The following is a 12,601-nucleotide window of genomic DNA, read 5'->3' as shown; positions in this document are numbered from 1 at the left end:
AACGATATAAGTGGCCTGAAGCGGCCCTTGCAATACCAAATACACACTTAGCGACTAATAGGAGAACAAGTTTATAATTGACGCCATAAGAGGTTCTTTTTACTGAGCTCCCCAAAGGTTTAGCTACCTGTCATTTATATGGCCGCACTTGCGGTTTCAGTAGAGGTGCTCGCCAAAGCTATCCGAGCATAATCAGAGGTAGGTATTTAGTTCTCAAGGAGCTATTACTTTCTTATTTATTGGCTTTTTAGGTAGATTTTTGACCATTTATAAATGAGTTAGTACTGGAAATGTAACCCGAAGCATCTTCAACTGTCACAAAACTTGCGTGCCTTTTTAAAGTGCAGAGCAACTCTTCAAGCTCCAAAGGGTTTTCAGGTTGCTTAACAAAGATTGAAGTTAAGTTATATGAGCTGGTATCCTTAGCACTACTCACAATATACTCAAAGCCTCCAATCTCTTCCATCATAGTACTTAAGTTAATAATTTTTCCACCTTGTGCTAAATTAGCATCGTAAGCTATCGCCAAGACCGTCTTAGAGTATGGAATACTGTCTTGCTCATCTTCAGTGGAGCGCTCATACTTAACAACATAAGTACCTTTGGGGAACGAATCTAAACGTTGCTCCATAGCTTGGGCTACAAACTGAGGCGACGTGCTATTCGTCACTACGGTCGAAACATTATTCCCAAGGCTAATTGACAAAAGAGTAATTCCAGCTGCTGACTTCAACCATTTTAACAGCTTTGACCGACTAAACTTCTTCTTCATACATAATCCCCCTAACCACCATCAATGCTCCCTCAAGATTAATAACATATGAAAAGTACTCATTTGGGATTTATAACATTCAAGCTAACTTCATATCTTTGTAAAAAACCGACACCATTACCTTCAAGCTGTTCATGAATTTTTGGACTAATTGAAACATTATCACCATTGAATTCAATTAAATGGTGATAATCCTTCAGTAGCATCTCAGACACCCCTCGACTAAAACCATTTTGAATTAAATTTATTACCACCTTACTTGTTGTTCCATATTTAGCAAGCTTATAAAAATTCTCCTCAATTAATTCAAGTTCATTAAGGATATCAATAAACCTAAAGATCACGTAATCAAAGAAATCTTCTTCCTCTTTAATCCTTACAATTGCCAAATTTATTTTTTCACTAATTGTTTTCAACTTTATAAAAGTAAATACGACTCTATGCATTTCTTCTTTTTTTGTATCACCCCAAGAACCAACAAAAACAGGAGTTTGTGCTGGTAAGCTATCCCAGTATCTAATAAACCTCTGAATCATAACTGGCAAAGGAGCTTTTTCAATGTTCCAATCTAAAAACATGGCATAAAAAGTTTGGGCTTTATCACTCTTAAGGCGAAATAAACTATTTCGACCACTCGCACTATCGGAATCAATAAAGGAGATAAATGCATCATAAATCACATACATTAATGTGTTTGAATCACTTATTTTTTCATTTTTATTTTCATTTAAGAACTTTGACAATTTCTCTTCTATCTCAAACTCACAATCAAATATATCAATTTCTGAAATGTTGTTCTCTAGTAATTTTAACCCGACTTTTGTTTTGACTCTAGGGATATCGTTAACACCTGTAATCCCTTCCTCTAGATTCTCAAGTCGAGTCATTACACTTTCATATTCATATTTGTTTTTATCAGTTATTTCAGTCCCATCAAGAAGTACATTCTCTATTATATCTTTATCTTTCTTTTCAACGCCCATAACTTTTTCACAAAAAGAGTGAAAGTTTGAATCTGCCCGACTATATTCATCTGTAGCTATAATGTGAATTTCTGGCATCAGCATTTTTAAAGAGTTTACTTTGTTAGAGCTAAAAACCTCACTAAACCTATTAACCCTTCCTATAAGGTTTTTAAATTGAGATGGTTTCAGGTTGCCAAGTCCTTTCTTAATACTTAAAAGGAACATTTTTTGCACAGGCAGATTAACGCCTTCCAATAATGTAGAGTTCGATACTAAGTATTTAATTTCGTCACATGTACGATATAAATATTCAGTATAATTCCTCATTGCATCATTCATTGAACCGTGATGGTAAAGAACCCCACGTTTTAAGCAGTACAACAAAAGGTACTGTTCATGTGTACTACTAGCAATCTCCTTAATTGCAACATCAATTACTTTTGATCTTATTTCAGGCAATTTATCTGCAAGTTTCTTTGCAAAAGACTGTATATGCTTTGGTCTATTAAAGTAAATTAGATTCTTTTTTTCAGCATTCATCAGTATATATGTATAGTAATCCTCAGCTTTATTCTCAAGTGATATAAACTCACCCAAAAAATGATCATAAAACTCTAGACTTTTATTACCAGCCATATAATTAGCAATATAAATACATTCTGATTTTACATATTCATTAACTTTATAATTTTTAGATTCATAGTTCCCCCCTCTAAGATTCAAACTCTCTGCATCAGCCAGGAATGGTGTTAAGAATTTGAAACCTGTCTCAGTTGAGCGGTACTTTAGGATGCTTATAACAGAGGCCAACAAAACATTACGATTGTCTTTTGATAATAAATTATGAGCCTCGTCAATAATAACAATGTCAAAACAAACATCTAGATCTTGATTAAGAATTCTTGTTAATCTTTCCTGCGTTAAAATATAAACAGAAGAAGTGTATTCTGAATTATGCATTTCAGGGTGAGACACTATTTTAGTAACCCATCCTATTCCTGCATCTAAAACTCTTTTCCTTGTCTGAGCTAAAAGCGCTTTCGAAGGTACTACGATACAAATCATTTTATTCTTTGACTTTTCAATCGCTGAAATAATCAATTCAGATTTTCCGTAAGATGTTGGAGCAACAATGGTTGTTGTTTTTTTTATATTGTTATCAAAAAATGCATTTAAGACATACTGCTGTTCTGTAAAGACTATTTTGCCATTTCTAAAGTTATCTATGTAACTATCAACCATATTAGTAAGAAATGAATCCTTATTATAATAACCACTATCTAATGGCATATCTTCTAAATTACTTATTAAAGCAGCTATCGGAATTACACCTGAGTTAAGAGAGATATCATACAGTGGTCTAAAATCATTAGTTTTAATGCCATATGCCAATGCCATCCTATAACCTAGTCTCTTCATCACCTCATCAGTTTGTTTCATAAAAAGAACGACCATAGAAAGAGTTTTTTCAACATCACTTTCAAGTAACATTTCATCAGTAAACAATTTTTTATAAACAGATATTAGAATGCTATATTGTTCTGAAAAACTTTTGTGTTTAATCCTACGTAATGTCAATTCTTTCATTTACACAGCCACCGCTTCAGAACGAATAAATTCAACTACATTAGAATACGTTTCTTTTTGTATGCAAAATACAAATACCTTATAGAATAAAGCAGCTTTATTCAGCTTGGCTGTAAAGTTAACAACTGGAGACAAGGTGATTTTCGTTTGCATTGAATCAAATAGGTTTGTGATTAAAACAACAGAATTATCTTTACTAGTTGCCTTTGCTTCTACTGCATTATTACCTTCACTACGTAATATTTTTAATAAAGTCTGTTTATAATCACTCTCATCGTGAAGAGATGAACGAACAGAATTTATGGAGTTGTACCAATATTTTTTTTCTGTTTCGTTAAGTCTTTTATTGAGATCTTGTTTTGCGGAATTTAATAAATCCCTAGTCGTTTTGTCATGACCCCTGCCTTTGTGAAGCATTCCTGATTTAACTTCAGTAATCCATAAAGACTTATCAGAGGTTCTACATAAAACAAGGTCAAATCCTTTTTTAATAGAATTTTCTTCCAAGTTAAAAAAAGCAGATGCTATTTCAAAGTCGTCATAAAGTTCCGTTAACAATAAATGCGAAAGGAGCTCTCCTATCATCCCTATTTGAGTTTCTTGTGTTTTACTATCGTACCTCTCTAGAAAAGACTCTAGTGTTGTTTGGTAAGAGTATAGAGGATCATCAAAGTAATCATGAATATGAGAGCCATGACATATAGTCGATAGATTTTTTTTTATCAATCCTTTGAGTTCAGCTGAAATATATTCAACATGACAAATAGCATTCTCGCCATCTAATTTAAAGAAAACACCATCAATCTTACCTGTCATACCTATCGTCCCTGATTTTTCACTTGAAAAAATGTTTAAAGCTAGATAACCATATTGAATATATCTTACCTATCCCTTCTAAACAAACATTAAATTACTAATGAGTACAGTTATTTACAGAACTCCAAGTAAAAGTATCTTTGCCATTCTGGCAGGCGACTGGTAAAAGATTTATAAGAGGTATCTCAATGTATTCGATTCGAGCTATAGCCTAGTTTTTAGCTTAAGCTGCTGTTGAGGTGTAGCTGATTTGTATCGTTTGAAGTTTTAGCCATGCAAAGCAAAACTTCACTGCTCCTTGGGCATTTTTTAGAACCTAACCTGAAAGGTCTTATGCCTTCTCAATTCTCCATTGATAGAGCCTAGTGACGATGGTTTGTCCTGCAAACCATAAGCCTTTCACTTTGGTGATAAGTTCACCATCATAATAACTCTGCAAGCACTCCCCTGTTTCCTCATTAACATTTAGCTCGTAATGCAATTTAATAGGTCTATCTTTCAGGTTGATTGAAATACCGCCCATAGCTGTCGTATAGCCTTGCCAATCGCAATTTGAATCGCCACAGTTTACTTTTGAAGCTGACTCATCATCTCAAACACCTAGCAGTTCGAGTCTGTGAGGGGCCACCAATTTTGATAAGCCGCTTAGAGAAATCTAAGCGGCTTTTTCATGTCTAGAATATCGCTTTTAAGCTCTGTCGTTTCATCTTCTGAATAAATAAAGCATACGACTCATTATCGGCATCACTGCAAGCATCAAGCCATTCAACTTTTAAAGGGCTGCCAGCGTTAATCAGCTGTGTTTTTGTCGGCAACAAGTTCACCAAGATGTGCGGCTATCTTATCGGCGACGCGAAAAGCATTGGCATAGATGGTTAATGTTGGCGTGACCGAGCCACCATTAGGCATAAACGAGCCATCGGTAACATAAAGATTGTCGCAGTCATGCACGCGGCAGTTTTTATCCAGTACCGACGTTTTGGGATCATCGCCAAAACGACAGCCCCCCGCCACTAAGTTTGAGGTCGGCGCACTAAACACATTGCCCCATGCTTCGTCGGCGCCCATGGCTTTCATGACCTCAACACCTCTGTCTACCAGGTATTGAGCAACGATTAGGTCATGAGGATGAAAGCCAACTCTAACGTTCGCGACGGGCTGGCCCCAACGATCTTTTTCATCTTTAGCTAAACTGACATAACACTCATCGTTGGTCAGCCAGTCGCAAAACACTTCAAATTTAAAGTCCTTCGACTGGGTGAAATGGGCTTTTATTCGCTGCTTTAACTGTGTGCCCCAAAGTAAATTGCCCTCTTTCCACTTGAGGCTTGAGGTGTCGGCCGTTGGTGCTGGCGGATCGAAAACAAAATCTAGCGTGCCGCCTTTTATTGGTTTGCTGGCTATCGACTTATCATCAATCACATACCAGTCTTGCAATGCGCGATTGAAAAAGGGGCCTCGCAGGCTAAGCTGCCGTTTTTGGTTGTCGTTTAATCTATCTAGTTTAAAGACCCCGTGGCCAGTACCTCCCGCGCAACAATGCAGATTTTTGCCCACTTGGCCAAAGCGATTACCAATGCCTTTTTTATGTTTCTCCCCTTTGCTGTTAAGCAGTAATCGCGCGCTCTCGATAGCATAGCAGGCCACCACAAACAGCTTTGCCGTCACACGCTGACGCTTGTCATCAGCGTCAAAATAGTCAACCGAACTCACCAGCCCCTTCTGGTCAGTATTAAGGCGATACACCATAGCTTGCGTGATCACCTCACAGTGCCCTCCCACTACAGCCTGATCAAGTAGCGCTGCACGCGCACTGGCTTTAGCACCTGAATGACAACCATAGCTGCCACAAAAACCTGAATATTCGCAACTTTTCCGACCATTAAATGGGATGGATAATACGCCGCGAGCCATAGGTAATGGATGGAGCTTTAATGATTTGCACGCTAAATCAAATTTGGCGGCAATGGGATGCTCTGCTGTGGGTGGAAAAGGGTAATCTTGGGTTGAGCGTGGCTCAAGGTGAGGATGGTCAACCACCCGCCCTGATACTCCAACGACCTGCTCTACCTTGGTATAATATGGCTCTAAATCAGCATAACTTATGGGCCAGTCAACCGTATTGGCTCCCGCAATGGGACCAAATTCGCTAATAAGTCGAAAGTCTTGTGGTTTTAATCGGTGAAAATAGCCACTCATAAAATTGGATGCACCACCGACCAAATTACCGCCCCAGAATTGCGCAGTGGTATCTAGAGACCAGCCCCCTTGCTCATCAGGCTCTTCTAACTGATGTCGCTCATCTTTAAACTGTGAACGAAAGCGGTTATGACGACCTAACTGCTCATCTTTGGTAAAATCACTCTCTTTGTACCACAGCCCTTTTTCCAGCACGCCAACAGAGTAACCCGCTTTTGCCAGCTCATAGGCAATAGGAGCCGCCCCGGCTCCACTGCCGACAATACACACATCAAAATCTAATTTGTTATTCATAAAGACTATCTCTTTATCTGCTTTGGCAATCACGATAAACGTCGAGTGACCTTTAAGGCGTGTACAACAATCTAGCGCAATAGGCCGTACTTCAGCCTTGCGAACAACGCCACAGCCCGCTAAAAATCCAAGTAGGTTTTACCAACCGTTGGGCGCGGAAATCCAGGTTGATACTCAAGCCATTGCCAACCGATACCTTGGGGATTACCGCCATAAATGGGATCAAGCGTAAGCGCTTCTAACAGGTAATAGAGCAGCAAGGACAACCAATTCTCGCCAGCGCGGCTTTTGGCGACTCGCTGTAACAGGTTATCTTGAGCAGTCTCATCGAGGAGCAAGAAACTCGTACCTAACTCCTCTTGCGACAACTCCTCCAGCCAACTAGCGCCTTGTATTACAAAAGGCCTATCACCATCGGCTTGATTGTCAGGCTCATCGATCGCCCACAACAGATAGGTATAGGCGTTAAGCTGCTGAGCTGACGGACCATCACCATCATCAGGGAACAGATGCAGCTGTACGGTTTCGACAATCGCGCGGGTGATCACATCAAAGTTTCTTGGGGAACTTGTACTTCTATCTGGTACCACTTGGTTACGGTCAAACGCCTCGGTGCCAGCAAAAACTGGCTTGATGCCGATTAACGCAAGCAGTGCTGCGCCCGCCCCCGTCTTTTGCAAAAAGGCTCGGCGGCTCATTCCTGATGCGTACGCGTAACGCGACATATTGCCCTTATTCGTCAGGTGCTGCCTGGTTATTCTGGCCATCATTGCTCCCTCAGCGTCTCCAATAATGCACTCACTATCTTAATACACCAGACCGCCCATTAACTGAAAATATTCATAAAGTTAGAAAATTAACACCCAATCAATACTCACGCCTTGCGTTAGCGCACCGCAGCAAAAGATCTCCTATAGTTTACTCATGCGTTTTAAGCCCATGCTAAGGAGGACCTATGTCTCATCCAATCATTGCTGACAACAAGCCCAAAAAAGTCACACTAACTAAAGGGCAAGAGTACTATTTTTGCGCTTGTGGCCGCTCTAAAAGCCAACCCTTCTGTGACGGTTCTCATGCGGGCACCAACTTTAAACCTAAAGCTTTTATTGCTAAGCAAGCGGGCGATGCCTACCTATGCGCCTGCAAACATAGCGCCAACACCCCGTTTTGTGATGGCAGCCATAAACAATTTACAGCCAAAGATGTTGGCCACGAAGGTCCTGGCATCGCAACACTCAACGGGTCCGACGCTCAACCCCACGCCGCCGTTACCCAAGAGGAGCCGACGGTAGAATTTATCCATCAATTAGCACGCGAAGGCCTAAGTAAAATGGGGCACCATGGCCCTATGACCTCAATGGGTGTTCCCCGTCACCACCTGCCTCACTGGGATGACATACAGATAATGACCGCTCAGATGGCTACCCAACCACTGCAAGAAGATCAGGCTGTAGCAACGGAATTGGTTATCGGTCCCCAAGCCAGAAAACCACTCATATTGAAGATACCACTGTTTGTCTCTGATATGAGCTTTGGTGCATTATCACAAGAGGCTAAAGTGGCACTGGCTAAAGGCGCAGAACTTGCTGGGACCGGGATATGCTCAGGCGAAGGGGGTATGCTGCCTGAGGAACAAGCGGCCAACTCACGCTATTTTTATGAGCTGGCTAGCGCCCAATTTGGCTACCAAGAGCAGCTACTTCACAAGGTGCAAGCCTTTCATTTTAAAGGCGGTCAAGGCGCTAAAACTGGCACAGGTGGTCACCTACCGGGTATCAAGAATATTGGCAAGATTTCAGAGGTTAGAGGTATTCCTGCGGGCCAACCGGCTGTCTCTCCCCCCTGCTTTAAAGACTTACACTCGGTTGCTGATTTTAAGAAATTTGCCGATCGAGTCAGGGAGATCAGCGGTGGTATCCCAATCGGCTTTAAACTCAGTGCCAACCATATTGAACGAGATATCCAGTTTGCTCTCGATGCCAGTGCTGATTACATCATCTTAGATGGTCGCGGTGGCGGTACCGGGGCCGCTCCAAGCATGTTTCGTGATCATATCAGTGTCCCCACCATTCCTGCACTTGCTCGTGCACGGCGTTACCTCGACAGCCAGGGCGCAAAGGGGCGAGTTACCCTTATTGTCACCGGCGGCTTGCGAGTGCCTATCGATTTTGTCAAAGCGATGGCGCTGGGCGCTGATGGCGTTGCCATCGCCAACAGCGCCATGCAATCAATTGGCTGTGTTGCGGCAAGAATATGCAACACCAACAACTGTCCTGCTGGCATAGCGACCCAAAGAGCCGATCTGCGACAACGGCTCAATGTCGATCAATCGGCGCAGCAACTGGCCAATTTTTTTGCGGCGTCAACAACCTTGATGCAAGTGATGGCGCGTGCCTGCGGCCATCATCATCTGGCTGACTTTACGCTTGATGACTTAGCAACATGGCACAAAGAGATGGCGCTGTTGTCAGGCATTCACTATGCCGGCGTCACACCGCTAACGTAACGAAAACGTGGCTCATGATGAGCCACTTTATGGTTTATACCAACTGATTAGCCTAGGCTACGTCGTAGTGATTTTGTTGCCGTAACAAGATTTTTTAAGGCAGGCTCAACCTCCTCCCAGGTACGGGTTTTTAAGCCGCAATCTGGGTTAACCCATAGTTGCCGTACAGGCACTTTACTTGCCGCCTTTTCCATTAAACTCACCATCTGCTCGACACTTGGAATATTAGGACTGTGGATGTCATATACACCTGGGCCGATTTCGTTGGGGTATTCAAAATCTTCAAAGGCATTTAAAAGCTCCATGCGCGAGCGCGAGGTCTCAATGGTTATTACATCGGCGTCCATGGCCGCGATGGCTGCAATCGTCTCATTAAACTCGCTGTAACACATGTGAGTATGGATCTGTGTATCATCCCGCACGCCTGCCGCGCTCAGTTTAAAGGCCGCCACTGCCCAGTCGAGGTAATGCTGCCAATCGCTACGTTTGAGTGGCAAACCTTCACGAAAAGCTGGCTCATCAATCTGAATAATGCCTATGCCCGCCTCCTGCAGATCAACCACTTCATCGCGTATGGCTAAGGCTATCTGCGTCGCAATGGTATCGCGACTGATATCTTCACGCGCAAACGACCAGTGCAGAATGGTCACCGGCCCAGTTAACATCCCTTTGACCGGTTTATCGGTAAGGCTCTGTGCATACTCAGCCCACTCTAGCGTCATCGGCCCCTTACGACTGACATCACCATAAATGAGTGGCGGTTTAACGCAGCGTGAACCATAACTTTGCACCCAGCCAAACTGAGTGAAACCGAAGCCTTGCAGTTGCTCACCAAAGTACTCAACCATGTCATTGCGTTCTGCTTCACCATGCACCAACACATCGATACCGAGTTTTAGTTGGCGCTCAATGGTGTCTTGAGTCACCGCCTTAAGCTGCGCGGTATATTGAGCTTGGGTTATCTCAGCTAGACGCCAACGATTGCGCAAACCTCGAATGGCTGGCGTTTGTGGAAAGGAGCCAATAGTCGTTGTGGGCAGAAGTGGGAGCTTAAACCGTTGTTGCTGCGCCGCTTGGCGATAAGCGAACGCATGTTGTCTCTCATAATCTTGGGGACACAAGGAAGCGACACGTTGCTGAACCTGTTTATTCGCCGCTTGCGAACGAGCATTGCGACGCTCAATACAGGTACCAATAATCTGTTTCGCTGACTCGCTGTCTGGTGACGTTAACAATAACTTTAACTGCGTAAGCTCAGTCAATTTTTGTTTAGCAAATGCTAGCTGATCACGTAAAGATGGGGCCAGTTGCTGCTCACAATCTAAGTCAACGGGGCAGTGTAATAATGAACATGACGGCGCTATCCAAATTCGGTCTGCAAAATCCTTCACCACAGCTGAAAGGTTATCGGCAATGTCATCTAACTGGGCCGCCCACACATTACGGCCATTGATCACCCCAAGAGAGAGCACTTGATCTCGGCTTAACTGCGCAGCAAACAGCGGCAGTTGCTCTGGAGCCGCCACCAGATCTAAATGCAGACCTGCAACGGGCAAAGCGGAAACGAGTGGTTGATGATGAGCAATCGATCCGTAATAGCTGGCAAGCAGTAACTTTGGCTTGCTATGGCTAAGCGTTTGATAAGCCGACTCAAAAGCCTGTGTCCATTGTGGCTCAAGTGCTAAAGCTAGAATGGGTTCATCTAACTGCACCCATTCAACACCTTGGGCTGCAAACCGCGCCAAAATCGCTTGGTAAACGGCGACCAAATTGTCCAATAAGCTTAAGCAGTCAAATTCCTCCCCTTGCGCCTTAGCCAGGTAGAGATATGAAACGGGCCCTAACAATACAGGTTTCACTTTATAACCCAGTGCAACTGCTTCCTCTACTTCTTCGAACAGTTGTTCATAAGCGATACTGAACGTTTGCGCTGGGCTGAGCTCTGGCACTATGTAGTGATAGTTAGTATTAAAGTATTTGGTCATCTCTGCTGCCGGCGCTTCCTCGCCAGTAGGTGCACGGCCCCGAGCCACACGAAACAGCGTATCAAGATCAACCTGCTCACTGCCTCGGTGGCGATCTGGTATCGCTCCAATAGTAGCGCTTAAGGTCAACACTTGATCGTAATACGCAAAGTCACCCACTGGCAGCAGTTCAACCCCGGCCTCAGCCTGCCACTGCCAATGTTGTATCCGTAATGATTTGGCTACATCAAACAATGCTTGACGGGAGATCTCCCCGCGCCAGTACTTCTCTTGCGCAAATTTCAGCTCTCGCTTGCGACCAATCCTTGGAAAGCCTAAAGAGGCGATTTTTACACTTTGCATATTGTATACCTTTTGAGTTAATATGAGCGAAATTCATGAATCAACGCCTTCTGTTGATAAATAGCGACACGCTATTGCCGCTATCATAGAATTAAATATTTGGGCGTCTGGACGTCTAGAAGTTTATTGTGTTAGTCTGTGACTTCGCAATCGAATTGATTTCAAGAACAACATGAGCAATATTCATGTGAGGGTAAAATGATAGAGCTTAGGCACTTACGTACATTGGTCGCACTCAAGGAGAGCGGCAGTCTGGCTGGCGCGGCGAAAAAGCGTTTTGTTACTCAATCGGCCTTGTCCCATCAGATTAAGGAGCTGGAGACACGGATCAACTCGACCATTTTTGTCAGAAAGAGTAAACCACTCTCTTTTACTCAAGAGGGCACGCGCTTACTTAATTTGGCAGAGGAAATTTTGCCAAAAGTGGTTGAAACCGAAATTGACCTCAAGAATGGTTTAACCGATCAAATTAGCGATCTCTTTGTGGGCATAGACTGCCATAGCTGTTTTCGTTGGTTAATGCCTGTCACTGAAAAGTTTAACCAAAGCTTCCCCCATACCAATTTGGAGTTGTCGAGTCGGCATCTTTTTGAGTCTCTGAGCGCACTAAAACAGGGACAGTTAGATGTGGTACTCACCTCAGATCCTATTCCTGACAACGATATTGCGTATCTGCACCTGTTCGATTTTGAAGTCAAACTACTCATGGCAAATGATCATCCGCTTGCCACCCTCCCTTATGTGACACCATCACAGTTAGCAGGAGAGCCACTCATCACCTACCCAGTGCCAGTGGACCGCTTAGACATATATCGCCACTTCATGGAACCTGCGGGTGTCCCGGTGAACAAACAGATCCGCTGTGACTTGACCGCCATGTTACTGCAGCGTGTCGCTTGCAAAGATGGCGTAGCGGCGCTACCAAGTTGGTCAATTAATGAAGCCCACGGCTTGTCATTGAAGGCGGTTAAACTTGGTGCAGAGGGATTAAAACGGCCGCTGTTTGGTGCATATCGTCGCAGCAGTCATCAAGCAAACGTCGCACAGCAATGGCTGTCATTAGTCGGGCAGGAAGGGCTAAGTAAACAAAAGTTGAATTAATCACACTGATAAAAAAACCTGCACTTAGCAGGTT

9 protein-coding genes are annotated in these 12,601 nt (G+C 43.2%); 2 read left to right on the top strand and 7 right to left on the bottom strand.

Translation table 11 applies throughout. The features are described 5' to 3' along the window. Positions 1-247: 247 nt before the first annotated feature. The 6 genes from BEL05_RS16495 to BEL05_RS16470 all read right to left on the bottom strand — a co-directional run bounded on the left by BEL05_RS16495 (position 248) and on the right by BEL05_RS16470 (position 7,400). A complete protein-coding gene (locus tag BEL05_RS16495) occupies positions 248-772 on the bottom strand; it encodes a hypothetical protein (RefSeq protein ID WP_069671844.1) in 525 nt (174 codons plus the stop codon). 59 nt (positions 773-831) lie between these two features. Continuing rightward, entirely contained in the window at positions 832-3,324 is a 2,493-nt protein-coding gene (locus tag BEL05_RS16490; protein ID WP_069671843.1) for a DEAD/DEAH box helicase, read from the bottom strand. Further along, complete coding sequence (locus BEL05_RS16485) at positions 3,325-4,140, bottom strand: Hachiman antiphage defense system protein HamA (protein ID WP_083250383.1); 816 nt, start codon at positions 4,138-4,140, stop codon at positions 3,325-3,327. It lies immediately after the preceding gene. A gap of 331 nt (positions 4,141-4,471) precedes the next feature. Continuing rightward, on the bottom strand, positions 4,472-4,663 hold the full coding sequence (locus BEL05_RS16480) for a hypothetical protein (RefSeq protein WP_069671842.1): 192 nt from the start codon (positions 4,661-4,663) through the stop codon (positions 4,472-4,474). Positions 4,664-4,929: 266 nt separating this feature from the next. Then, positions 4,930-6,633 carry a GMC family oxidoreductase gene (locus tag BEL05_RS16475; RefSeq protein WP_069671841.1) on the bottom strand — a complete coding sequence of 568 codons (1,704 nt, stop codon included), beginning with the start codon at positions 6,631-6,633 and terminating at the stop codon, positions 4,930-4,932. A 119-nt stretch (positions 6,634-6,752) separates the two neighbouring features. Continuing rightward, complete coding sequence (locus tag BEL05_RS16470; protein WP_245687016.1) at positions 6,753-7,400, bottom strand: gluconate 2-dehydrogenase subunit 3 family protein; 648 nt, start codon at positions 7,398-7,400, stop codon at positions 6,753-6,755. A gap of 188 nt (positions 7,401-7,588) precedes the next feature. On the opposite strand from BEL05_RS16470, the gene BEL05_RS16465 reads away from it, so the two are divergent. Beyond that, a complete protein-coding gene (locus BEL05_RS16465) occupies positions 7,589-9,139 on the top strand; it encodes a glutamate synthase-related protein (protein WP_069671839.1) in 1,551 nt (516 codons plus the stop codon). 47 nt (positions 9,140-9,186) lie between these two features. Here the strand turns inward: BEL05_RS16465 and metE are convergent, their stop codons facing one another. Next, positions 9,187-11,466: a 5-methyltetrahydropteroyltriglutamate--homocysteine S-methyltransferase gene (metE, locus tag BEL05_RS16460; RefSeq protein ID WP_069671838.1), complete on the bottom strand. Its 2,280-nt coding sequence runs from the start codon at positions 11,464-11,466 to the stop codon at positions 9,187-9,189. Positions 11,467-11,664: 198 nt separating this feature from the next. Here metE and BEL05_RS16455 point away from each other — a divergent pair, with 198 nt between their 5' ends. Then, positions 11,665-12,567: a LysR family transcriptional regulator gene (locus tag BEL05_RS16455; protein ID WP_028762292.1), complete on the top strand. Its 903-nt coding sequence runs from the start codon at positions 11,665-11,667 to the stop codon at positions 12,565-12,567. The last annotated feature ends 34 nt before the right edge of the window (positions 12,568-12,601 follow it).

The organism is Shewanella colwelliana, assembly GCF_001735525.1.
Lineage (GTDB): Bacteria > Pseudomonadota > Gammaproteobacteria > Enterobacterales > Shewanellaceae > Shewanella > Shewanella colwelliana.
Note: the sequence above shows the minus strand (reverse complement) of the source record. Positions and strands in the feature narration are given on the sequence as shown.

Coding starts and splice junctions, on each gene's coding strand:
- BEL05_RS16495 (WP_069671844.1), bottom strand. CDS start 772: ATGAAGAAGAAGTTTAGTCGGTCAAAGCTGTTAAAATGGTTGAAGTCA.
- BEL05_RS16490 (WP_069671843.1), bottom strand. CDS start 3,324: ATGAAAGAATTGACATTACGTAGGATTAAACACAAAAGTTTTTCAGAA.
- BEL05_RS16485 (WP_083250383.1), bottom strand. CDS start 4,140: ATGACAGGTAAGATTGATGGTGTTTTCTTTAAATTAGATGGCGAGAAT.
- BEL05_RS16480 (WP_069671842.1), bottom strand. CDS start 4,663: ATGGGCGGTATTTCAATCAACCTGAAAGATAGACCTATTAAATTGCAT.
- BEL05_RS16475 (WP_069671841.1), bottom strand. CDS start 6,633: ATGAATAACAAATTAGATTTTGATGTGTGTATTGTCGGCAGTGGAGCC.
- BEL05_RS16470 (WP_245687016.1), bottom strand. CDS start 7,400: ATGGCCAGAATAACCAGGCAGCACCTGACGAATAAGGGCAATATGTCG.
- BEL05_RS16465 (WP_069671839.1), top strand. CDS start 7,589: ATGTCTCATCCAATCATTGCTGACAACAAGCCCAAAAAAGTCACACTA.
- metE (WP_069671838.1), bottom strand. CDS start 11,466: ATGCAAAGTGTAAAAATCGCCTCTTTAGGCTTTCCAAGGATTGGTCGC.
- BEL05_RS16455 (WP_028762292.1), top strand. CDS start 11,665: ATGATAGAGCTTAGGCACTTACGTACATTGGTCGCACTCAAGGAGAGC.